Annotated in this window: 21 protein-coding genes; 8 read left to right on the top strand and 13 right to left on the bottom strand. The window is 66.9% G+C overall.

Going from position 1 to position 21442, the window contains the following annotated elements; translation table 11 throughout:
- Nucleotides 1–53: 53 nt before the first annotated feature.
- The 5 genes from leuS to F3I16_RS05300 all read left to right on the top strand — a co-directional run bounded on the left by leuS (nucleotide 54) and on the right by F3I16_RS05300 (nucleotide 6030).
- Nucleotides 54–2666: a leucine--tRNA ligase gene (gene leuS, locus F3I16_RS05320; RefSeq protein WP_160492663.1), complete on the top strand. Its 2613-nt coding sequence runs from the start codon at nucleotides 54–56 to the stop codon at nucleotides 2664–2666.
- A gap of 53 nt (nucleotides 2667–2719) precedes the next feature.
- On the top strand, nucleotides 2720–3331 hold the full coding sequence (lptE, locus tag F3I16_RS05315) for an LPS assembly lipoprotein LptE (protein WP_160492662.1): 612 nt from the start codon (nucleotides 2720–2722) through the stop codon (nucleotides 3329–3331).
- Nucleotides 3332–3403: 72 nt separating this feature from the next.
- Nucleotides 3404–4438 (top strand): DNA polymerase III subunit delta, encoded by a 1035-nt coding sequence (holA, locus tag F3I16_RS05310; RefSeq protein WP_160492661.1) that lies wholly within the window; start codon nucleotides 3404–3406, stop codon nucleotides 4436–4438.
- A gap of 107 nt (nucleotides 4439–4545) precedes the next feature.
- Nucleotides 4546–4701 (top strand): alternative ribosome rescue factor ArfA, encoded by a 156-nt coding sequence (gene arfA, locus F3I16_RS05305; protein WP_160492660.1) that lies wholly within the window; start codon nucleotides 4546–4548, stop codon nucleotides 4699–4701.
- 45 nt (nucleotides 4702–4746) lie between these two features.
- Nucleotides 4747–6030, top strand: coding sequence for a lytic murein transglycosylase (locus tag F3I16_RS05300; RefSeq protein WP_160492659.1), 1284 nt, complete (start codon nucleotides 4747–4749; stop codon nucleotides 6028–6030).
- 119 nt (nucleotides 6031–6149) lie between these two features.
- On the opposite strand, the gene F3I16_RS05295 is transcribed toward F3I16_RS05300, so the two are convergent.
- Entirely contained in the window at nucleotides 6150–7040 is an 891-nt protein-coding gene (locus F3I16_RS05295) for a DNA-3-methyladenine glycosylase (RefSeq protein WP_160492658.1), read from the bottom strand.
- A 168-nt stretch (nucleotides 7041–7208) separates the two neighbouring features.
- Here F3I16_RS05295 and lipA point away from each other — a divergent pair, with 168 nt between their 5' ends.
- Entirely contained in the window at nucleotides 7209–8261 is a 1053-nt protein-coding gene (gene lipA / locus F3I16_RS05290; protein WP_160492657.1) for a lipoyl synthase, read from the top strand.
- A 49-nt stretch (nucleotides 8262–8310) separates the two neighbouring features.
- On the opposite strand, the gene lipB is transcribed toward lipA, so the two are convergent.
- The 11 genes from lipB to F3I16_RS05235 form a co-directional block, all read right to left on the bottom strand.
- A complete protein-coding gene (gene lipB, locus F3I16_RS05285) occupies nucleotides 8311–8931 on the bottom strand; it encodes a lipoyl(octanoyl) transferase LipB (protein WP_160492656.1) in 621 nt (206 codons plus the stop codon).
- Nucleotides 8931–9209, bottom strand: coding sequence for a DUF493 domain-containing protein (locus F3I16_RS05280; protein WP_160492655.1), 279 nt, complete (start codon nucleotides 9207–9209; stop codon nucleotides 8931–8933). Before F3I16_RS05280 ends, lipB begins: the two co-directional genes overlap by 1 nt.
- Before the next feature lie 163 nt (nucleotides 9210–9372).
- On the bottom strand, nucleotides 9373–10551 hold the full coding sequence (locus tag F3I16_RS05275; protein WP_160492654.1) for a D-alanyl-D-alanine carboxypeptidase family protein: 1179 nt from the start codon (nucleotides 10549–10551) through the stop codon (nucleotides 9373–9375).
- A gap of 99 nt (nucleotides 10552–10650) precedes the next feature.
- Entirely contained in the window at nucleotides 10651–11667 is a 1017-nt protein-coding gene (locus tag F3I16_RS05270) for a septal ring lytic transglycosylase RlpA family protein (RefSeq protein ID WP_160492653.1), read from the bottom strand.
- Nucleotides 11664–12710, bottom strand: coding sequence for a lytic murein transglycosylase B (mltB, locus tag F3I16_RS05265; RefSeq protein ID WP_372239595.1), 1047 nt, complete (start codon nucleotides 12708–12710; stop codon nucleotides 11664–11666). The genes F3I16_RS05270 and mltB overlap by 4 nt, the downstream gene beginning before the upstream one ends.
- Nucleotides 12692–13837 carry a rod shape-determining protein RodA gene (gene rodA, locus F3I16_RS05260; protein ID WP_160492651.1) on the bottom strand — a complete coding sequence of 382 codons (1146 nt, stop codon included), beginning with the start codon at nucleotides 13835–13837 and terminating at the stop codon, nucleotides 12692–12694. Before rodA ends, mltB begins: the two co-directional genes overlap by 19 nt.
- A complete protein-coding gene (gene mrdA / locus F3I16_RS05255) occupies nucleotides 13834–15759 on the bottom strand; it encodes a penicillin-binding protein 2 (protein ID WP_160492650.1) in 1926 nt (641 codons plus the stop codon). The genes rodA and mrdA overlap by 4 nt, the downstream gene beginning before the upstream one ends.
- 40 nt (nucleotides 15760–15799) lie before the next feature.
- Nucleotides 15800–16267 (bottom strand): 23S rRNA (pseudouridine(1915)-N(3))-methyltransferase RlmH, encoded by a 468-nt coding sequence (gene rlmH, locus F3I16_RS05250; protein WP_160492649.1) that lies wholly within the window; start codon nucleotides 16265–16267, stop codon nucleotides 15800–15802.
- Nucleotides 16268–16276: 9 nt separating this feature from the next.
- Nucleotides 16277–16636, bottom strand: coding sequence for a ribosome silencing factor (gene rsfS / locus F3I16_RS05245; protein ID WP_160492648.1), 360 nt, complete (start codon nucleotides 16634–16636; stop codon nucleotides 16277–16279).
- Nucleotides 16637–16655: 19 nt separating this feature from the next.
- Nucleotides 16656–17294: a nicotinate-nucleotide adenylyltransferase gene (gene nadD / locus F3I16_RS05240; RefSeq protein WP_160492647.1), complete on the bottom strand. Its 639-nt coding sequence runs from the start codon at nucleotides 17292–17294 to the stop codon at nucleotides 16656–16658.
- The gene (locus F3I16_RS05235; protein WP_160492646.1) at nucleotides 17294–18559 is read right to left on the bottom strand and encodes a glutamate-5-semialdehyde dehydrogenase; all 1266 of its coding nucleotides are present in this window, start codon (nucleotides 18557–18559) and stop codon (nucleotides 17294–17296) included. Before F3I16_RS05235 ends, nadD begins: the two co-directional genes overlap by 1 nt.
- A 156-nt stretch (nucleotides 18560–18715) precedes the next feature.
- Between F3I16_RS05235 and F3I16_RS05230 the strand changes: the two genes are divergently transcribed.
- Nucleotides 18716–19429, top strand: coding sequence for a DNA-3-methyladenine glycosylase (locus F3I16_RS05230; RefSeq protein WP_160492645.1), 714 nt, complete (start codon nucleotides 18716–18718; stop codon nucleotides 19427–19429).
- Complete coding sequence (locus F3I16_RS05225) at nucleotides 19426–20742, top strand: bifunctional DedA family/phosphatase PAP2 family protein (RefSeq protein WP_160492644.1); 1317 nt, start codon at nucleotides 19426–19428, stop codon at nucleotides 20740–20742. The genes F3I16_RS05230 and F3I16_RS05225 overlap by 4 nt, the downstream gene beginning before the upstream one ends.
- Before the next feature lie 102 nt (nucleotides 20743–20844).
- On the opposite strand, the gene F3I16_RS05220 is transcribed toward F3I16_RS05225, so the two are convergent.
- A complete protein-coding gene (locus tag F3I16_RS05220) occupies nucleotides 20845–21435 on the bottom strand; it encodes an LON peptidase substrate-binding domain-containing protein (RefSeq protein ID WP_160492643.1) in 591 nt (196 codons plus the stop codon).
- Nucleotides 21436–21442: the final 7 nt, after the last annotated feature.

Genomic DNA, 21442 nt, shown 5'->3' with positions numbered 1-21442 from the left:
TCATGTATGCTACCGCGTTTCCTGTAAGCCCCCTTTTTGCCAGCCAAGTAGCCATGCACGAACAGTATTCGCCCCGTGATATCGAAGCCGCCGCGCAGTCCCACTGGGACGCGCAGAAATCCTTTGTCGTGAGTGAGCAGCCGGGCAAGGAAACCTTCTATTGCCTGTCGATGTTCCCCTACCCCAGCGGCAAGCTGCACATGGGGCACGTGCGCAACTACACCATCGGTGACGTGATCGCCCGCTACCAGCGCATGCAGGGCAAGAACGTGCTGCAGCCGATGGGCTGGGACGCCTTCGGCATGCCGGCGGAAAACGCCGCGATGAAGAACAAGGTCGCGCCGGCCAAGTGGACCTACGAAAACATCGACTACATGAAGACCCAGCTGAAATCGCTGGGCCTGGCCATCGACTGGACCCGCGAAGTCACCACCTGCAAGCCGGACTACTACCGCTGGGAACAGTGGCTGTTCACCAAGCTGTTCGAGAAGGGCGTGATCTACCGCAAGAACGGTACCGTCAACTGGGACCCGGTCGACCAGACCGTGCTGGCCAACGAGCAGGTCATCGACGGACGCGGCTGGCGTTCCGGCGCGCTGATCGAGAAGCGCGAAATCCCCATGTACTACTTCAAGATCACCGCCTACGCGGAAGAGCTGCTGAGTAGCCTGGACGAACTGGATGGCTGGCCGGAACAGGTCAAGACCATGCAGCGCAACTGGATCGGCAAGAGCTTCGGCGCCGACGTGGTGTTCGATTACGACCAGGCCAGCATCGGCATCGACGGCCAGCTCAAGGTCTACACCACCCGTCCGGACACCCTGATGGGCGCCACCTACGTCGCCGTCGCCGCCGAGCACCCGCTGTCGCAGCGCGCCGCCGAGAGCAATCCGGCCATCGCCGCCTTTATCGCCGAATGCAAGGCCGGCTCCGTGGCCGAGGCCGATATGGCCACCATGGAGAAGAAGGGCCTGGCCACCGGCCAGTTCGTCATCCACCCGCTGACCGGCGACAAGCTGCCGGTGTTCGTCGCCAACTACGTGCTATGGGGCTACGGTGAAGGCGCGGTAATGGCTGTGCCGGCGCACGATGAGCGCGACTTCGAGTTCGCCAGCAAGTACGACCTGCCGATCAAGCAGGTCTACGCCGGCGCAGGCAAGGACTACGACACCGCTCAATGGCAGGACTGGTACGGCGACAAGAGCGGCCTGACCACCGTCAACTCCGGCAAGTACGACAACCTCGATTTCAACGGGGCCTTCGACGCTATCGTCGCCGACCTCGAAGCCTGCGCCCACGGCGCACGCAAGACCCAGTTCCGCCTGCGCGACTGGGGCATCAGCCGCCAGCGCTACTGGGGCTGCCCGATCCCGATCATCCATTGCGACGCCTGTGGCGACGTACCGGTGCCGGAAGACCAGCTGCCGGTGGTGCTGCCGGAAGACGTGGTGCCGGATGGCGCCGGTTCGCCGCTGGCGCGCATGCCGGAGTTCTACAGCTGCACCTGCCCGAAATGCGGCGCGGCGGCCAAGCGCGAAACCGACACCATGGACACCTTCGTGGAAAGTTCCTGGTACTACGCGCGCTACGCCTCGCCGCAATACAGCGGCGGCATGGTCGACCCGCAAGCAGCCAACCACTGGCTGCCGGTCGACCAGTACATCGGCGGCATCGAACACGCCATCCTGCACCTGCTGTATGCGCGCTTCTTCCACAAGCTGATGCGCGACGAGGGCCTGGTGTCGTCGAACGAGCCGTTCAAGAACCTGCTGACCCAGGGCATGGTGGTCGCCGAGACCTACTACCGCACCCTGGATAACGGCGGCAAGGACTGGTTCAACCCGGCCGATGTCGAGCTGGAGCGTGACGCCAAGGCCAAAGTCATCAGTGCCAAGCTGAAATCCGACGGCCTGCCGGTGGAAATCGGCGGCACCGAGAAGATGTCCAAGTCGAAGAACAACGGCGTCGACCCGCAGTCGATGATCGATGCCTACGGCGCCGACACCTGCCGCCTGTTCATGATGTTCGCCTCGCCGCCCGACATGAGCCTGGAATGGTCCGACTCCGGCGTCGAGGGTGCCAACCGCTTCCTGCGTCGCGTCTGGCGCCTGGCCCACAGCCATGTCAGCGGCGGCCTGCCGAGCGCCCTGGGCAAGCATGCCCTGAGCGACGAGCAGAAGGCCGTGCGCCGCGCCATCCACCTGGCCATCAAGCAGGCCAGCAACGATATCGGCCTGCACCACAAGTTCAACACCGCCATCGCCCAGGTGATGACCCTGATGAACGTGCTGGAAAAGGCACCGAGCGAGACCACCCTGGATCGCAGCCTGATGCACGAAGGCCTGCAGACCGTGGCCCTGCTGCTGGCGCCGATCACCCCGCATATCAGCCACGAGATCTGGCGCAGCCTGGGCCACAACGGCGCGATCATCGACGCCCAGTGGCCGCAGGTGGACGAATCGGCCCTGGTGCAGGACAGCCTGACCCTGGTGATCCAGGTCAACGGCAAGCTGCGCGGGCAGATCGAAGTGCCGGCCAGCGCCAGCCGCGAGGAAGTCGAAGCCGCCGCCCGCGCCAACGAGAACGTACTGCGCTTCACCGAAGGCGTGACCATTCGCAAGGTCATCGTCGTACCGGGCAAGCTGGTCAACATCGTTGCCAACTGATTAAGCTCGGCGCCATGCCCGCATGGCGCCGTGACTCTCCAAGGGGATAGAGAATGATGAAACGGAATCTGATGGTAATCGGCCTGGCTGTTCTGCTCAGCGCCTGCGGCTTCCAGCTGCGCGGCACCGGCACTGCCGACTTCGCCCTCAAGGAAGTCGACCTGCAGGCGCGCAACGCCTACGGCGACACGGTCAAGCAAGTGCGCCAGGTTCTGGAAAACAGCGGCGTCAAGGTCCACACCGGTGCGCCCTACACGCTGAGCCTGGCCAACGAGAAGGAAAGCAAGCGCACCGCCAGCTATACCAGCAACGCGCGTAGCGCCGAGTACGAGCTGACCACCACCCTGGACTACGAGATCCGCGGCGAGAAGAACCTGCTGCTGCTCAACGACCAGCTGGAAGTGCAGACCACCTACGTCCACGACGAGAACAACCTGATCGGTTCCGACCAGGAGTCCGGCCAGCTGCGCCAGGAAATGCGCCGCGAACTGGTGCAGCAGATGGTCCTGCGCCTGCAGCTGATCACCCCGGCCCAGCTCGAGCAGCTGCAGCAGGAAGCCGAAGCCCGCGCCCAGGCCGAAGCCGAAGCGACCGCCGCGGCGCGCCGCGCCGAGCAGGAAGCGGCGCCGCTGCAGTCGCCGATCCAGCTGCCGATCAGCCAGTAAACAGACAAGGGCCGGGTAACCGGCCCTTTTCGCAAGTGATGAAGCCCGACCCGCGATGAAACTCGGCTTTCGATGAAACTGAATCCCGCCCAACTCGGCAAACACCTGCAAGGCAGCCTGGCCCCGGTCTACGTGATCAGCGGTGACGAACCACTGCTGTGCCAGGAAGCCGCCGACGCCATCCGCGCCGCCACCCGCGCCCAGGGTTTCAGCGAGCGCGAGGTGTTCCACGCCGAAGCCAACTTCGACTGGGGCCTGCTCTACGAAGCCGGCGCCAGCCTGTCGCTGTTCGCCGAGAAGCGCGTGATCGAGCTGCGCATCGCCAACGGCAAGCCCGGCGACAAGGGCACCGCGGCCATCCTCGAATACCTCGGCCGGCCGCCGGAAGACACCCTGTTGCTGATCAGCCTGCCCAAACTCGACGGCAGCACGCAGAAGACCAAGTGGGCCAAGGCCCTGATCGAGGGGCCCAACAGCCAGTTCCTGCAGATCTGGCCGGTGGAGGCCAGTCAGCTGCCGCAGTGGATTCGCCAGCGCCTGGCCCAGGCCGGCATGAGTGCCACCCAGGAAGCCCTGGAACTGATCGCCGCGCGGGTGGAAGGCAACCTGCTGGCCGCCGCCCAGGAAATCGAGAAACTCAAGCTGCTCGCCGACGGCAACCAGATCGACATCGCCACCGTGCAGGCCGCAGTGGCCGACAGCGCCCGCTACGACGTGTTCGGCCTGATCGAGGCGGTGCTCGGCGGCGATGCCGCCCATGCCCTGCGCATGCTCGAAGGGCTGCGCGGCGAGGGCCAGGAAGCGCTGTTCATCCTGGTCATGCTGGCCCGCGAACTGCGCCAGCTGGCCGGCCTGGCCCAGCAGATCGGCCAGGGCGTGCCTCAGGACAAAGCCTTCGCCGCCGCCCGCCCGCCGATCTGGGACAAGCGCCGCCCGCTGGTCAGCAAGGCCCTGCAACGCCACTCGGCGGCGCGCTGGAACCAACTGCTGATCGATGCCCAGCGCATCGACGCCCAGGTCAAGGGCCAGGCCCCCGGCGACGCCTGGAGCAGCCTGGGCCGCCTGGTGCTGCTGATGGCCGGCCAGCGCCTGCCCCTCAGCGAATAAGCCGGGCCTTTCTCGGCCACGCAACATCAGCCACCTACTGGACATTTTTTGACCAACGGCGCATCCTCCGCGCGCTCGCATCCCGCGGGCCTCAACGAGGACATGCCATGGCCAAGAATGCCAAGCGGCCGAACAAGGCCAAATCCCTAGTCGCCCAACCCCTGTTCCGCTGCCGCCAGGAACAGGCGAAGAAAGGCAAAGGCAGCTACCGCCGCGAAGCCTCCCAGCAAAACTGGGAGGCTTCGTGCTTTAGGGCGGCGTGAAATGTTAAGGTCGCGCCTTGTTCGCCAAGACCCGAGATTCGCGCAATGCCCCATGTCGCCAATGGCCGCCGGTACTTCCTGTTCATCGCCGCCACCCTCCTCGGCGCCTGCGCCGAAACCCCGCCCCAGGCCAGCCAGACACCGCTAGCCAGCCCAGCCTCCCAGGTTGCGAGCGCCCCCGCCGCGCCGGTCGCCACCGCAGTAGAACCGACCCCGGCGCTCAGCTTTGCCGACTGGCAGCAGAACTTTCGCGACAAGGCCCTGCGGGCCGGCATCCAGGCCGGGCTGTTCGACCAGGCCTTCAGCGGCATAAGCCCCGACATGAGCGTGGTCCGCGCCGACCGCAGCCAGCCCGAATTCACCCGCCCGGTGTGGGAATACATCGAAGGTGCCACCTCGCCGATCCGTCTGCGCAAGGGCCAGGCCCTGCTCGCCGAACGCGCAGACACCCTGGCCGCCATCGAGCAGCGCTATGGCGTCGATCGCGAGACCCTGGTGGCGATCTGGGGCATGGAAAGCAGCTTCGGCCAGTTCATGGGCGAGCAGTCGGTGATCCGCTCGCTGGCCACCCTGGCCTACGAGGGGCGGCGCCCGCAGTTCGCCGAAGAGCAACTGCTGGCGGCCCTGCAGATCCTGCAGAGCGGCGATATCCAGCCCGGGCGCATGCTCGGTTCCTGGGCCGGGGCCATGGGCCAGACCCAGTTCATCCCCACCACCTACCTGACCCACGCCGTGGACTTCGACGGCGACGGCCGCCGCGACATCTGGAACTCCAGCGCCGATGCCCTGGCCTCGGCCGCCCACTACCTGCAGGCCTCCGGCTGGCAGTTCGGCCAGCCCTGGGGCATGGAAGTCGCCCTGCCCAGTGGCTTCGACTATGCCCTGGCCGACGAAGCCGTGCGCATGCCGGTGAGCGCCTGGATCGAACGCGGCGCCAAGGTGCCCGCCGTGGCGGTGCGACCCGACGCCCAGGCCTACCTGCTGCTGCCCGCCGGCCATCGCGGCCCGGCCTTCCTGGTGCTGGAGAACTTCCGCGCCATCCTCAGGTACAACAACTCCTCGTCCTATGCCCTGGCCGTGGCTCTGCTCGGCCAGCGCTTCAATGGCAGAGGGCAGATCCTTGCCGACTGGCCGCGCAGCGACCGCCCGCTGGGCCGCAGCGAGCGTATCGAGCTGCAGGAAGGTCTTGCAGCCAAAGGCTACAACCCGGGACCGGCGGACGGCATCATCGGCGCCAACACGCGCAAGGCGATTCGCGCCTTCCAGCAGAGCCAGGGCCTGCCGGCCGACGGCTACCCGACGCCGGCGCTGCTGCAGCGCTTGCGCTAACCAGCGCGCCGAAATCCGCAGGGGGCGCCGCACCAGAATCCCGCACGGGCCCGTGGTGCGCGCAGCGCACCCTACGCCATCGGCATCCAGCCACAGGCCAGCTGGACAGCTCGCGCTGGCTAGTCAGCAGCCGGCATGGCCCACAGATGGGCCGCCACCAACGCACGCCAGGGCGAGAATGGCGCCAGCCAGTCGCGAGTGAAGGGCTGACTGAGTTTGTCCGCGCTGCCGAGCAGGCGCTGCAGCTGGCGACGCACTGCCGCGTCGCCATGCAGCGAGCCATCCAGGCGGGCGAAGCCACGCAGCAGGGCGTAATCCACCGTCCACGGACCGATGCCACGCAGAGCCAGCAAACGCTCGGCGATGGCCTCGGCCGGCTCATCGGCCAGCCACTCATCCAGCGGCAGATTGCCGGCCACTATCTGGCGGCTGAGCAGGAGCAGGGCCTGGGTCTTGGCCTGGGAGAAACCGGCGGCGCGCAACTGCGCTTCCTCCAGGCCGGCCACCGCCTGGGCATCCGGATAGCAGAGCAGGCCGCTGGAGTGGCGTCGGCCGGCCAGCTGGATCAGCTTTCGGCGCAGGGAAATCGCCACCGTCAGGCTGATCTGTTGGCCGCTGATGGCCCAGCTCAACGCCTCGAAGGGGGTGCTCGACTGCGGCACGCGCAGGCCCGGAGTGGCGGCGAGCAGCACACCTAGCTGCGGATGCCGGCGGTAGAGCCGCTCGAACTGCTCGACCGGCTGGGTCAGACCCAGCATATGCTCGACCAGGGCCCGCAGCTGCATGGAATCACCGAGCGCCGCCCCATCGACATCCAGCGTCACCCTGGCGCGCCCCTGCCGGAAGCGAATCGCCAGCAGGGCCGACCGCCCCTGCCAGAGGATGCCCTTGTCCAGGCCATCGTCCGCGACCCGTTCGGCCACGGCCTGCGTATCACGCCGATGAAAGGCCAGCAGATCGGCCTGGCGATAGTCGGCAGGCAGGGGCAGTTCGAGTACGGTTCGCGACATAGAGCGCTCGCAGAGGGCGTCAGGCCAGGCATTGGCCCGAGATTACACGGTGGAAACAGACCTGGCCTTGCGCCGACAGGCGCCGGCAGCCGCCTGAGGTCGTCTATGTTAGACTGCGCATCGGCCAAAAGCCCGCTACCGAAGCCTCCTACCGGAGCCGAGATCTCGATGTCCGACACAGCCCCGCCCAAGCCCGTATCCAGCGGCGAAAAATTCCGCAATTCCCAAGGGATCACTGCGATCAAGGATGGCCAGAAGCGTCGCGCTTCGGCCGAGCCGCAGACCGTCGAACCCAAGCCGAGCTGGCTGCGGGTCAAGGTGCCGAGCGGCAGCCGCTTCGAGGCGGTCAAGCGCAACGTCGGCGAGCATCGCCTGAGCACCGTCTGCCAGGAATCCCACTGCCCGAACATGGGCGAATGCTGGTCCAACGGCACCGCCACCATCATGCTGATGGGCTCGGTCTGCACCCGTGCCTGCCGCTTCTGTGCGGTCGACACCGGCAACCCGAATGGCTGGCTGGACCAGGAAGAGCCGCAGAACACCGCCAAGTCGGTGGAGCTGATGGCCCTGCGCTACATCGTCCTGACCTCGGTGGACCGCGATGATCTGCCCGATGGCGGCGCCGCTCACTACGCGGCCTGCGTGCAAGCGATCAAGGCCAATACGCCGCAGGTGGTGGTGGAGGCCCTGACGCCGGACTTCGATGGCGATCACGAGGCCATCGCCCGTGTGGTGGACTCCGGCCTGGAGGTCTTCGCGCAGAACGTCGAGACGGTCAAGCGCCTGACCCATGAGGTGCGTGATCCCCGCGCCGGTTACGAGAAGACCTTGGGCGTGCTGGAGCACGCCAAGCGCCACCGCCCCACGATCATTACCAAGACCAGCCTGATGCTGGGCCTGGGCGAGACCGACGAAGAAGTCCTGGAAACCATGGATGACCTGCGTGCCATCGGCGTGGACATCCTCACCCTCGGCCAATACCTGCAACCCACCCGCAACCACCTGCCGGTCAAGCGCTGGGTCAGCCCCGAGGAGTTCAACCGCTTGCGCGACATCGGTCTGGAAAAAGGCTTCATGGAAGTCGCCGCCGGCCCACTGGTACGCTCCAGCTACCGTGCCGACCGGGTGTTCGAGAAGAACAACCTGGGCCTGGCCGCACCTGTCCAGGTGCCCGGCCAGCCGCAGAACGACAGCCTGATTCCGACGCTCAACCTGAACTGATAGCGGACACCGGGAGGTCGCGGGCTATCGCCTCGACCTTCAGCACGCGTCAGGCAACGTACCCCAGGCGCTCGCGCAGGGCGCGCTCCAGACGTTGCGCCACCTCGTCGAGCGCGGGCGGGGTGTCGAGCAGGTCCCGGAGCTGAACCATCTGCAAGCCGGCATAACCGCAAGGGTTGATGCGCCGGAACGGCGACATGTCCATATCGACATTCAGTGCCAGGCCATGGAACGAGCAGCCATTGCGCACCCGCAGGCCCAGCGAAGCGATCTTCTCACCCTTGACGTAGACACCCGGGGCATCGGCCTTCGGCGCCGCCTCGACGCCATAGCTGGCCAGCACATCGACCAGCGCTCGCTCCATGGCGGTGACCAGCTCGCGCACCCCCAAGCCCTGGCGCCGCAGATTCAGCATCAGGTAGGCCACCAGTTGGCCGGGGCCGTGGTAAGTGACCTGACCACCGCGCTCGACCTGCACCACCGGAATATCGCCAGGGGCCAACAGATGCTCCGGCTTGCCGGCCTGCCCCTGGGTGAATACCTGCGGGTGCTGCAGCAGCCAGATTTCGTCGGGGGTCGACGCATCGCGCTCGGCGGTGAAGCTGCGCATGGCTTCCAGGGTCGGCAGGTACTCCACCAACCCCAGGTGACGCACGACGAGCGCTGCCACTAGAGCACCATGTGTACGCGGCCGGTGGCTTTGAGGTCGACGTGGATCGCCTGCAGCTGCTCCACCCCGGTGGCGGTGATCAGCACCTGCACGGAGAGGAAGCGGCCGTTGCGGCTGTCGCGCACCACCAGACTGGTGGCGTCGAAGCCCGGCGCATGGCGCTGCATCACTTCGATCACCAGGTCGGTGAAGCCGTCGCCCGCTTCGCCGATCACCTTGATCGGGTAGCGCTCGCAGGGGAATTCGATTTTCGGGGCTTGGATATCGGTATCGGTCATGGCTTCGGCAGGCTTTTGGCCTGTAGGCAAGAGCAGGCCCCAGGTACGGGGCCTTGCACGGATGGGGCACGCGACGGTGCATGCCCTCTTAATAAGCCCGGCCGAGGATTTTTCAAGGCCTGCTGGCAGTTTGCGGACGCCCGGTAGGGGCGTCCATGCGACCTCAGTTGAACAGGCCGTAGAAGAACAAGCGGATGCCATCCCACAGGCGGCGGAAGAAGCCACCCTCTTCGACCGCTTCGAGGGCGATCAGATTGGCGCTGTGTACCACCTTGTCACCCAGCTTGACCTCGACCTTGCCGATCACGTCGCCCTGCTTGAGCGGCGCCACCAGCTGCGGCTCGACGGTCATGCTGGCCTGCAGCTGCTTGATCTGGCCCTTGGGCAGGGTCATGGTCAGGTCTTCGGCCAGGCCGGCCTTGACCTGGCGCGTGGCGCCCTTCCAGACCTGGGCCTGGCTCAGCTCCTGGCCCTTCTTGTAGAAGGTCTGGGTCTCGAAGAAGCGGAAGCCGTAGGTCAGCAGCTTCTGGGTTTCCGCGGCGCGGGCCGACTCGCTGACGGTGCCGAACACCGCGGTGATCATCCGCGCGCCGTCACGCACGGCAGAAGCCACCAGGCAGTAGCCGGCTTCCTCGGTGTGGCCGGTTTTCAGGCCGTCGACGGTCTTGTCGCGGTACAGCAGCAGGTTGCGGTTGCCCTGCTTGATGTTGTTCCAGAAGAAGTCCTTCTGCGAGTAGATCGCGTAGTGCTCGGCGTCCTCGTTGATGATCGCGCGCGCCAGGATGGCCATGTCGTGGGCACTGGAGTAGTGCTCCGGGTGCGGCAGGCCGGTGGCGTTCATGAAGTGCGAGTTCTTCATGCCCAGGCGCTCGGCGGTCTCGTTCATCATGTCGGCGAAGGCATCCTCGCTGCCAGCGATGTACTCGGCCAGGGCGATGCTGGCGTCGTTGCCGGACTGGATGATGATGCCGTGCAGCAGGTCGTCCACCTTCACCTGGCTGTTCAGCGGCAGGAACATGGTGGAACCACCGGATGCCGCGCCACCGGTACGCCAGGCGTGCTCGCTGACGGGTACCAGGTCGTCCTCGCCGATCTTGCCCTTGCGGATCTCTAGGGTGGCGATGTAGGCGGTCATCAGCTTGGTCAGGCTGGCCGGCGGCAGGCGCTGGTCACTGTTGTTCTCCACCAGGACATTGCCGCTGGCGCCATCCATCAGCACATAGGACTTGGCCGCCAGCTGCGGCGGCGACGGGATCGCCTGGTCCTGGGCGGCCTGGGTGAGCGGCGCGCCGAGCAGCAGGGTGAACAGGGAAAGGCATCGGGCAAAGCGGGAGATATTCATCCGTCTCTCTGAAATAGCTATTCAACAATGGCACAGGCAACGCCAGGGCTGCCTGCATTCACCGCCTGCCCGCAACGGCGGGCGGCGGACGAAGAAGGTTCAGTCGGCCCGTACCAGGGTCGGCTGACCGAGGTTGGCCAGGCGCACGCTGTCCTGCAGCTGCTGCGCCTCACCCGGCGTTCCGATCGGCCCCAGGCGTACCCGGTGCAGAATCTGCTGGTTGCGCACCACCGAGCTGATAAAGGCCTTGGCAGGCACCGTCTCGCTCAGCTTCGCCTTGAGGAGCTCCGCAGCGTCCGGATTGGCGAAGGCGGCCACCTGGAGATACAGGCCAGAGGCTGCGACTGAATCGTTTTTTTTTGCGTCGATCTGCACCGGCAGCACGGCCGCGGCGTGCTGCTGGGCCGGTGGCGTGTACTGCTCGATCGGCTGGCTGACCGGCTGGGCCACGGCCACCGGCTGCGCGGCCGCGGGTTCGGCCATCTTCGGCTGGGCCAGCACCATCGGCACCGGGCGGCCCTGCTGGGCCCACCATTCGTGCGGATCGATACCCTCGACCTTGACCCGCGCGGTGCCGCTTTCGGCATAGCCGAGCTTCTTCGCCGCGGCGAAGGACAGGTCGATGATGCGGTCGGAGTAGAACGGGCCGCGGTCGTTGACCCGCAGGATCACCGTGCGGCCGTTGTCCAGGTTGGTCACCCGCACGTAGCTTGGCAGCGGCAGGGTCTTGTGCGCGGCGGTCATGCCGTACAGGTCATAGGCCTCGCCGTTGGCGGTGGCCTGCCCGTGGAACTTGGTGCCATACCACGACGCGGTACCGGTGGCGTGGTAGCGCCGGGCATCGTTGATCGGGTAGTAGGTCTTGCCCAGCACCGTGTAGGGGTTGGCCTTGAGGCGGCCGTAATGCGGCATCGGCACCGCATCGGGGATGCGCGACACGTCGACATCCCACCAGGGCGCGCCGTCGCGGTGCGGGCGGTTGTAGTCGCCCGGCCCCGACACCTGGCCGCCGGCGGGCACCGGCGGGGTCGGCTTGCTGGTGGTGCAGCTGGCCAGGGCCAGCCCCAGGACGGCGAAGGCCAGGCTGCGGCGGGCGAACGGCAGAACGCGCCTCATCGGCCGCTCCGCTTGGCCAGCAGCGCCTCGGACAGCTGATGCACGGCCATGGCATACATGCTGCTGCGGTTGTAGCGGGTGATCACGTAGAAGTTGGGCAGGCCCATCCAGTATTCCTCACCCTCGGCGCCGTCGAAGCGAAAGGCGGTGACCGGGATATCGTCGCGCAGCACGTCGGCGCTGGTCCAGCCGAGGGCACGCAGCTCGCCGACGTTCTTCAGCGGGTCGAGGCCGACGGTCAGGCCGCTGTCGGCCTGCTCGCCCTTGACCTGGGCGCGGCTGACCACCGGCTCGCCGCTGACCCAGCCATGGCGCTTGAAGTAACTGGCAACGCTGCCGATCGCATCCACCGGATTGCTCCAGATATTGATGTGGTTGTCGCCGTCGAAGTCCACCGCATAGGCGCGGAAGCTGCTCGGCATGAATTGCGGCAGGCCCATGGCCCCGGCGTAGGAGCCCTTCAGGGTCAGCGGGTCGACCTGCTCCTCGCGGCTCAGCAGCAGCAGCTCCTTGAGCTGCTGGCAGAAGAACTGCGCGCGCGGCGGATAATCGAAGCACAGTGTGGACAACGCATCGAGGCCGCGCCAGCTGCCGGTGTTGCCGCCGTAGAAGGTTTCCACGCCGATGATCGCCACGATCACCTGGGCCGGCACCCCGTACTCCTGCTCGGCGCGGGCCAGGGCCTCGGCGTTCTGGTTCCAGAAGTCCACGCCCTTGCTGATCCGCGCATCGGTGATGAAGATCGGCCGGTAGTCCTTCCACGGCTTGACCTTCTCCGCCGGGCGCGAGATGGCGTCGAGAATCGCCTGCTTGCGCTCGGCCTCGCGGAACAGGGCCACCAGCTGCTCGCCGGCAAAGCCGTGGTCGCGGGTCATCTCGGCGATGAACTCGGCCACCTGCGGCGAACCGTCGTAGTCGCCGGCCAGCGCCGTGCCGCTCAGACCGAAGGCTGCGGCCAGGCCGATCCAATGAGTGCTGCGCATCAGCCAGCCGCGCCATGCCTGTTTCAAATTATTCACTCTTATCAAACCTGTGCGATCCATTTGCGATGGGTCTGGATCGCCATCAAAACCCCAAAACCTGACAACAGCGTCACCAAATGGGTTCCGCCGTAACTGATGAAGGGCAGTGGCACCCCCACCACCGGCAGCAGCCCGCTGACCATGCCGATGTTAACGAATACGTAGACGAAGAAGGTCATCGTCAGGCTACCGGCCAGCAACTTGCCGAACAGAGTCTGCGCCTGCGCGGTGATCATCAGGCCGCGCCCGATCAGCAGCAGGTAGACCAGCAGCAGGATACACACTCCGACCAGGCCGAACTCTTCGCTCAGGACGGCAATGATAAAGTCCGTGTGGCTTTCCGGCAAAAAATCCAGATGCGACTGGGTGCCGAGCAGCCAGCCCTTGCCCAGCACGCCGCCGGAACCGATGGCCGCCTTGGACTGGATGATGTTCCAGCCGGTGCCCAGCGGGTCGCTTTCCGGGTCGAGGAAGGTCAGCACGCGCTGCTTCTGGTATTCGCGCAGGGCGAAGAACCACATGCCCACGGCGATCGGCACGATGGCCGCCAGCGCACCGAGAATCCAGCGCCACTGCAGGCCGGCCATGAACAGCACGAAGCCCCCGGAAGCCAGGATCAGCAGGCCGGTGCCGAGATCCGGCTGCTTCGCGATCAGCACGAAGGGGATGACGATCAGCGCCAGGCTGATGGCGATGTGCTTGAGCTTGGGCGGCAGGTTGTGCCGCGCCAGGTACCAGGCGATGGTCGCCGGCATGATGATCTTCATGAATTCCGAGGGCTGGAAGCGGATCACCCCGGGAATGTTGATCCAGCGCGTGGCCCCCATGGCCGTGTGGCCCATCACCTCCACCACCAGCAGCAGGCCGACCCCGACCACATAGGCCAGTGGCACCCAGCGCGCCATGAAGCGCGGCTCGAACTGGGCGATGACGATCATGCCGACCAGACCCAGGCCGAAGGAGCTGGCCTGCTTGATCAGCAGATCCCAGTTCTTGCCGCTGGCCGAATACAGCACGAACAGGCTGCCGGCGGCCAAGACCAGGAGGATCAGCAGCAGCCAGCCGTCGATATGCAGGCGCTGCAGCAGGGTGGCGCGGCGCTTGAACACGTCTTCCTGGGACAGGGTGCGGTCGAAGTTACTGTTCATCGGCTGACGCTCGCGGATTCGACGACCGGCTCCGGGGCACGGAACTCCGGCTTGAGCTGGCCGTCTTCGCCGAGCAGCCAGGCATCCATCACCTGCTTGACCACCGGTGCGGCCACGCCGGAGCCGGACTCGCCGTTCTCCACCATCACCGCCACGGCGATCTTCGGGTCGTTGGCCGGGGCGAAGGCGACGAACAGGGCGTGGTCGCGATGACGCTCGGCCACCTTGGAACGGTCGTATTTCTCGCCCTGCTTGATCGCCACCACCTGCGCCGTGCCGCTCTTGCCGGCGATCCGGTAGAGCGCCGAGTCGCCGACCTTGCGCGCGGTGCCGCGCGGACCGTGCATCACCTGCTCCATGCCGAAGCGGCCGTAGTCCCAGAACTTGGGGTCGCGCAGGACGATATCGGCCGGGGTCTCCACGGCATCGATGACCTCCTCGTCCATCAGCTGCTGCGAGGTCTTGCCCTCGGCCGTGCGCAACAGGTGCGGGCGAATCCACTTGCCGCGGGTGGCCATCAGGGTCACCGCCTGGGCCAGTTGCAGCGGTGTGGTCTGCATGTAGCCCTGGCCGATGCCGAGGATCAGCGTCTCGCCCGGGTACCAGGGCTGGCGGTAGCGCGCACGCTTCCACTCGCGCGACGGCATCAGCCCGGGCGCCTCTTCGAACATGTCCAGGGAGACCTTCTGCCCCAGGCCGAAGCGGCTCATGTAGTCGTGCATGCGGTCCACGCCCATCTTGTGCGCCAGGTCGTAAAAATAGGTGTCATTGGAGCGCATGATGGCGTATTCCAGGTTCACCGCACCGTCGCCGCTACGGTTCCAGTTGCGGTATTTGTGGCTGTGGCCGGGCAACTGGTAGAAGCCGGGGTCGTACACCCGGGTCTGCGGGGTGACCACGCCGGCATCCAGGCCGGATACCGCGACCATCGGCTTGATCGTCGACCCCGGCGGGTAGAGGCCACGCAGCACGCGGTTGTACAGCGGCCGGTCGATGGAGTCGCGCAGTTCGGCATAGGCCTTGAAGCCGATGCCGGTGACGAAGGGGTTGGGGTCGAAGCTCGGCTGACTGACCATCGCCAGCACCTCGCCGCTGCTCGGCTCGATCGCCACCACCGCGCCGCGGCGCCCGCCCAGGGCCTGCTCGGCGGCCTGCTGCAGCTTCACATCGAGGCTCAGCACCAGATCGGCGCCCGGCTTCGGGTCGGTGCGCTTGAGTACGCGCAACACCCGGCCACGGGCATTGGTCTCGACTTCTTCGTAGCCCACCTCGCCATGCAGCAGGTCCTCGTAGAACCGTTCGATGCCGGTCTTGCCGATATGGTGGGTGCCGCTGTAGTTGACCGGATCGAGCTCTTTCAGCTCTTTCTCGTTGATCCGCCCGACGTAGCCGACCGAGTGGGCGAAGTGCTCCTTCTGCGGGTAGTGACGCACCAGCTGGGCGACCACGTCGACGCCAGGCAGGCGGAACTGGTTGACCGCGATCCGCGCGATCTGCTCCTCGGACAGCTCGAACAGGATCGGTACCGGCTCGAACGGCCGGCGCCCCTGGCGCATGCGCTTCTCGAACAGGGCGCGATCATCCGCCGTCAGCTCCAGCGCCTCGACCACCACATCCAGCACCTGCTGCCAGTCGCCGGCCCGTTCGCGGGTCACGGTGAGACTGAAGCTGGGGCGGTTGTCGGCGATGATCACCCCGTTGCGGTCGAAGATCAGCCCGCGGGTCGGCGGAATCGGCTGCACGTGGATGCGGTTGTTCTCCGCCAGGGTGCTGTGGTGCTCGTACTGGATCACCTGCAGGTAATACAGACGTGCAATCAGCATGCAGGTCAGCAGCAACACGGCCACGGCACCGACCACCACGCGCCGGCGTACCAGACGGGCGTCCTTTTCGTGGTCCTTGAGGCGGATCGGTTGCGGCATCTGCGACTACTTGAGTGGGCGGCGTTTTATGGGGCGCTGGCTACTTGTGATACGGGTGGCCGGACAACAGGGTCCAGGCGCGGTAGATCTGCTCGCCGATCAGGATGCGCACCAGCGGGTGCGGCAGGGTCAGCGGCGACAGCGACCAGCGCTGCTCGCTGCGCGCGCAGACCTCCGGCGCCAGCCCCTCGGGGCCGCCGACCATCAGGTTGACGGTGCGCGCGTCCAGGCGCCAGCGTTCCAGCTCGGCGGCCAGCTGCTCGGTGCTCCATGGCTTGCCATGGACCTCCAGGGTGACGATGCGTTCCCCCGCCTGCACCTTGCCCAGCATGGCCTCGCCTTCCTGGCGGATCATCCGCGCCACGTCGGCATTCTTGCCGCGGGTGGTCAGCGGAATCTCGACCAGGTCGAGGGCCAGCTCCGGCGGCAGACGCTTGGCATATTCCTGCCAGCCATCCTCCACCCAGCGCGGCATGCGCGAACCGACGGCGATCAGCTTGATACGCACGTCAGCGGCTTATTCCGGCTGGTCCAGATGGTGGGCGCGGCTCTGCTCGGCACCCTGCCACAGACGTTCCAGATCATAGAACTGGCGGGTGGCGACCTGCATCACGTGCACCACCACGTCGCCGAGGTCGAGCAGGGCCCACTCGCCGCCGTCCAGGCCTTCGCTGCCGATCGGGCGCACGCCCTGCTCCTTGACCTTGTCCAGCACTTCGTTGGCCATCGACTTGACGTGACGGCTGGAGGTACCGCTGGCGATCACCATGAAGTCGGTGACGCTGGTCTTGCCGCGCACATCGATGGTGGTGATGTCCTGGGCCTTCATGTCTTCCAGGGCCGCGATGGCGACCTTGACCAGTTGTTCGTTTTGCATCGTTACCTCATGAATCGGTTTACCCGCGGTACAGCCCGTGGGTTTGGATATAGGCCAGCACGGCGTCGGGTACCAGAAACCGTACCGAACGCCCCTCTGCCAGCAAATGGCGAATCTGCGTGGCCGACACCGCCAGCGGTGTCTGCCAGACAAAAGCAATCTGTCCGCCCGGCCCGACCAGGCCCTGCGGATCACTCACACTGCGCGCCGCGAGCAAATCGCGCAGCGCTTCCGGCGCCTCGCTGTCGGCATCCGGCCGCTGCAGCACGAGGATATGGCAGTGCTGCAGCAGTTCCTGCCAGCGATGCCAGGTCGGCAACCCGCAGAAGGCATCCCAGCCCAGCAGGAGAAACAGTTGATCGTCCGCCGCCAGCTCACCCCGCAGCGACTCCAGGGTGTCGATCATGTAGGACGGCTTGGCCCGCCGCAGCTCGCGATCGTCCACCGTCAGCCGCGGCTCGCCGATCACCGCCAGCTCGACCATGGCCAGGCGCTGTTCGGCGCTGACCTGCGGCATCTCGCGGTGCGGCGGTCGGGCACTGGGGATCAGCCGCAGCTCGTCCAGCGCCAGCTGCTCGGCCACTTCCAGGGCGCCGCGCAGATGGGCGATGTGCACCGGGTTGAAGGTGCCGCCGAGCAAGCCGATCCGGCGCGCCATCAGGTGCGGATGTGCCCGTCGCCGAACACCACGTACTTCTCGCTGGTCAGGCCTTCCAGGCCGACCGGACCACGGGCGTGCAGCTTGTCGGTGGAGATGCCGATCTCCGCGCCCAGGCCGTACTCGAAGCCGTCGGCGAAACGGGTCGAGGCATTGACCATCACCGAGGCAGAATCCACCTCGGTGAGGAAGCGCCGGGCATCACTGAAGTTCTCGGTGATGATCGCGTCGGTGTGCTGCGAGCCGTACTTATTGATGTGCTCGATGGCCGCATCCAGCGAATCGACGATGCGAATGGCCAGGATCGGCGCGTTGTATTCGGCGAACCAGTCTTCCTCAGTCGCTTCCAGCACGTCGCCGCCGAGCAGGGCACGGGTCGCGGCGTCGCCGCGCAGCTCGACGCCCTTGCCGCGGTAGATGGCGGCCAGCGGCGGCAGCACCTGGTCGGCGATGGCCGCATGCACCAGCAGGGTCTCCATGGCATTGCACGGCGAGTAGCGCTGGGTCTTGGCGTTGTCGGCGACACGGATGGCCTTGTCCAGGTCGGCGGCGACGTCGATATAGACGTGGCAGACGCCGTCCAGGTGCTTGATCACCGGCACCTTGGCGTCGCGACTGATGCGTTCGATCAGGCCCTTGCCGCCGCGCGGCACGATGACATCGACGAACTCCGGCATGCTGATCAGCGCGCCGACGGCGGCGCGGTCGGTGGTTTCCACCACCTGCACGGCACTGGCCGGCAGGCCGGCTTCGCCCAGGCCGAGCTGAATGCAGCGGGCAATCGCCTGGTTGGAATGAATCGCCTCTGAGCCGCCGCGCAGGATGGTGGCGTTGCCCGACTTCAGGCACAGGCTGGCGGCGTCGATGGTCACGTTCGGCCGCGACTCGTAGATGATGCCGATCACGCCCAGCGGTACGCGCATCTTGCCCACCTGGATACCGGACGGCATGTAACGCATGCCCTGGATCTCGCCGATCGGGTCCGGCAGGGTGGCGACCTGGCGCAGGCCTTCGATCATGCTGTCGATCACGGCCGGGGTCAGCGCCAGGCGGTCGACCATGGCCGGCTCCAGGCCACTGGCACGGGCGGCGGCCAGGTCCAGTTCATTGGCGGAGGTCAGTTCGCCGCGCGCGGCGTCGAGGGCATTGGCGGCGGCCTGCAGGGCGCGATTCTTCTGCGCGGTGCTGGCGCGGGCGAGCACCCGCGAGGCATCGCGCGCGGCGCGGCCCAGGCGGGTCATGTAGTCGAGCACGGACTCGGTCATGGTCTCGGAATGTCTGGCAGTTGGAAAAAGGGGCTGATTATAGCGATAGCGCGACCCCAAGCCCAGCGGCGTCGGGCGGATGGTCACTGGAGCCGGCAGTCGAAGGCGGAACTTGTTGTTATGATCGCGCCCGCATTCCACCTGCAAGCGCCGCCCATGTCCGCTATCGACTCGCCACTGCCCTGGCCGGAAGCCCGCCCGCTGCCCGCCGCGTTCTTCGACCGCGACGCGCAGACCGTCGCCTGCGACCTGCTGGGCAAGGTCATCCGCCATTGCCACCAGGGCCACTGGCTGGCCGCGCGAATCATCGAGACCGAGGCCTACTACGCCGCCGAGAAGGGCAGCCATGCCTCGCTCGGCTACACCGAGAAGCGCCGCGCGCTGTTTCTCGATGGTGGGCACATCTACATGTACTACGCCCGCGGCGGCGACTCGCTGAACTTCAGCGCCCAGGGCCCGGGCAATGCCGTACTGATCAAGTCCGCCGCACCCTGGCTCGACCCGCGCTGCGCGCCCGACGCCCTGGCGCGCATGCAGGCCAACAACCCCGCCGCCGACGGCAGCCCGCGCCCGGCACACAAGCTGTGCGCCGGGCAGACCCTGCTGTGCCGCAGCCTCGGCCTGAAAGTGCCGGACTGGGACGCCCGCTGCTTCGACCCGCTGCGCCTGTTCGTCGAGGATGTCGGCGAAATGCCCGGCCAGATCATTCAGACTACCCGCCTGGGCATCCCCAGCGGGCGCGACGAACACCTGCTCTACCGCTTCGTCGACGCCGCCTTCGCCCGCCAGTGCACACGCAACCCGCTGCGCCGCGGCCAGCGCGAAGGCCAGGATTATCACGTGCTACCACCACAGGAGCTGTACCCATGAGCCAATGGTTCGACACCATGACTCTCTGGCTGGAGACCAACCCGGAATGGTTGGGCCTGACCATCTTCATCATCGCCTGCCTGGAGTGCCTGGCCGTGGCCGGCATCCTGATTCCCGGCACCGTGGTGCTGTTCACCCTGGCCATGCTCGCCGGCAGCGGCGCCCTGAGCCTGTGGGAGACCCTGCTGCTGGCCTACACCGGCGGCCTGCTCGGCGACGCGATTTCCTATGGCCTGGGCCGGCGCTTCCACCAGGGCATCCGCCGCCTGCCGGTGCTGCGCGACCACCCCGAATGGCTGGGCGGCGCGGAGAACTACTTCAAGCGCTATGGCGTCGCCAGCCTGCTGGTCGGCCGCTACATCGGCCCGCTGCGGCCGATGCTGCCGCTGGTGGCCGGCATGCTCGACATGCCGTTCGTGCGTTTCGTCCTGGTCAGCATGCTGGCCGCCGCCGGCTGGGCGGTGGCCTACATGCTGCCGGGCTGGGCCACCGGCGCCGCCCTGCGCCTGCCGCTGCCGGAGGGTTTCTGGAGCGCCGCCGGCATCGTCGCCGCGGCCATCGCCCTGATGCTGCTGGTGGTGATGCAGAGCAGCCTGCGCGAACAGCGCTGGGCCACTGGCGTGGCGGCCGGCTGCAGCGGCGCCCTGCTGGCTGCCCTGCTACTGGGCGTGCCGTACCTGAGCACCCTGGACCAGGGCCTGATGGCTCTGGTTCAGGAGCAGCGCAGCAGCACCCTGGACAGCCTCGCCCTGCTGATCACCGGCCTCGGCAACTTCGCCACCCAGGCCGCGGCCGGCGCGCTGCTGACCGCCCTGCTGCTGCTCAGCCGGCGCTTCGACGCCGCCTTGCTGGTGGCCGGCTGCATGCTGTTCACCGCCCTGGCCAACACCGGCCTCAAGTACCTGTTCGCCCGTGCCCGCCCGGATGTGCTGCTGCAGCCGCTGGACACCTTCAGCCTGCCCAGCGGGCACAGCTCGGCGGCCTTCGCCTTCTTCCTCGCCCTGGGCCTCCTCGCCGGGCGCGGCACCCCGGCGCGCACGCGCCTGACCTGGCTGCTGCTGGCCAGCCTGCCGGCCCTGGCGATCGCCCTGTCGCGGGTCTACCTGGGGGTGCACTGGCCCACTGACATCCTCGCCGGCGCCCTGCTGGCCGGCAGCGTCTGCGCCGCCTGGCTGGCCTTCCTGCAGCGGCGCCAGACCCTGGCGCCGCTGAGCCCGCGCGTGTGGCTGCTGATCCTGCCGGCGAGCCTGGCCCTGCTCGGCGCCGTCAGCGCCTGGGCCCTGCCGGAAGCGCTGCAGCAGTATCGCTATTGAGGCGCCTCTGGCGGAGCCTGCACACCTAGACTGAGTTGCGCACAGCGAAGCCCAAGTCAAGCCGATCTCGTTGGGCTTCGGCACTACGCACCTCAACCCAACCTACGCGATCATCTCGCCCTGCAGGCGGTCGAGCAGGTGCTGGATCTGCGCCAGGCGCTGCGCCGGATCGGCCTCGCGCAGCGCCTGCAGCTTCTCCTCGACGCTGAACGGCAGCAGGTAGGCCAGCTGATTGGCCAGGGCCTGCTGCCCGGCGACCGCGCCGCCCATGCCCAGCCCGGCAACCAGCGGGTGCTCGACCAGAGCATTGAGCAGCGCGGCCAGGTCGGCATGCTCGGCCCGCAGCGGCGCGTCCGCCTGCTCATCCTGCCAGCGCACCTCGGCCAGGGTCAGCTGGTCGGCCTGCACCATGCTGCGCTCGACCAGGAAACGCCGGCCACCCTCGACCCGGATGCCCAGCAGGCCGTTGGGGCGCTGCTGAAAATCGCGAATCAGCGCCTCGCAGCCGACCTCGGCATGCCGCCCGGCGGCCGCGCCGACCTCCTGCCCCTCCAGGATGCCGACCACGCCGAAGCCTTCGCCGCGGCGCATGCAGGCGCTGACCATATCCAGGTAGCGCGCCTCGAAAATCTGCAGATCGAGCAGGCAACCGGGAAACAGCACGGTGTTGAGCGGGAACAGCGGGAAGTTCATGCAACCC

Source organism: Pseudomonas sp. L-22-4S-12 (assembly GCF_009799935.1).
In the GTDB taxonomy this organism is placed as follows: domain Bacteria; phylum Pseudomonadota; class Gammaproteobacteria; order Pseudomonadales; family Pseudomonadaceae; genus Aquipseudomonas.
Note: the sequence above shows the minus strand (reverse complement) of the source record. Positions and strands in the feature narration are given on the sequence as shown.

Coding starts and splice junctions, on each gene's coding strand:
- leuS (WP_160492663.1), top strand. CDS start 54: ATGCACGAACAGTATTCGCCCCGTGATATCGAAGCCGCCGCGCAGTCC.
- lptE (WP_160492662.1), top strand. CDS start 2,720: ATGATGAAACGGAATCTGATGGTAATCGGCCTGGCTGTTCTGCTCAGC.
- holA (WP_160492661.1), top strand. CDS start 3,404: ATGAAACTGAATCCCGCCCAACTCGGCAAACACCTGCAAGGCAGCCTG.
- arfA (WP_160492660.1), top strand. CDS start 4,546: ATGGCCAAGAATGCCAAGCGGCCGAACAAGGCCAAATCCCTAGTCGCC.
- F3I16_RS05300 (WP_160492659.1), top strand. CDS start 4,747: ATGCCCCATGTCGCCAATGGCCGCCGGTACTTCCTGTTCATCGCCGCC.
- F3I16_RS05295 (WP_160492658.1), bottom strand. CDS start 7,040: ATGTCGCGAACCGTACTCGAACTGCCCCTGCCTGCCGACTATCGCCAG.
- lipA (WP_160492657.1), top strand. CDS start 7,209: ATGTCCGACACAGCCCCGCCCAAGCCCGTATCCAGCGGCGAAAAATTC.
- F3I16_RS05280 (WP_160492655.1), bottom strand. CDS start 9,209: ATGACCGATACCGATATCCAAGCCCCGAAAATCGAATTCCCCTGCGAG.
- F3I16_RS05275 (WP_160492654.1), bottom strand. CDS start 10,551: ATGAATATCTCCCGCTTTGCCCGATGCCTTTCCCTGTTCACCCTGCTG.
- F3I16_RS05270 (WP_160492653.1), bottom strand. CDS start 11,667: ATGAGGCGCGTTCTGCCGTTCGCCCGCCGCAGCCTGGCCTTCGCCGTC.
- mltB (WP_372239595.1), bottom strand. CDS start 12,710: ATGGATCGCACAGGTTTGATAAGAGTGAATAATTTGAAACAGGCATGG.
- rodA (WP_160492651.1), bottom strand. CDS start 13,837: ATGAACAGTAACTTCGACCGCACCCTGTCCCAGGAAGACGTGTTCAAG.
- mrdA (WP_160492650.1), bottom strand. CDS start 15,759: ATGCCGCAACCGATCCGCCTCAAGGACCACGAAAAGGACGCCCGTCTG.
- rsfS (WP_160492648.1), bottom strand. CDS start 16,636: ATGCAAAACGAACAACTGGTCAAGGTCGCCATCGCGGCCCTGGAAGAC.
- nadD (WP_160492647.1), bottom strand. CDS start 17,294: ATGGCGCGCCGGATCGGCTTGCTCGGCGGCACCTTCAACCCGGTGCAC.
- F3I16_RS05235 (WP_160492646.1), bottom strand. CDS start 18,559: ATGACCGAGTCCGTGCTCGACTACATGACCCGCCTGGGCCGCGCCGCG.
- F3I16_RS05230 (WP_160492645.1), top strand. CDS start 18,716: ATGTCCGCTATCGACTCGCCACTGCCCTGGCCGGAAGCCCGCCCGCTG.
- F3I16_RS05225 (WP_160492644.1), top strand. CDS start 19,426: ATGAGCCAATGGTTCGACACCATGACTCTCTGGCTGGAGACCAACCCG.
- F3I16_RS05220 (WP_160492643.1), bottom strand. CDS start 21,435: ATGAACTTCCCGCTGTTCCCGCTCAACACCGTGCTGTTTCCCGGTTGC.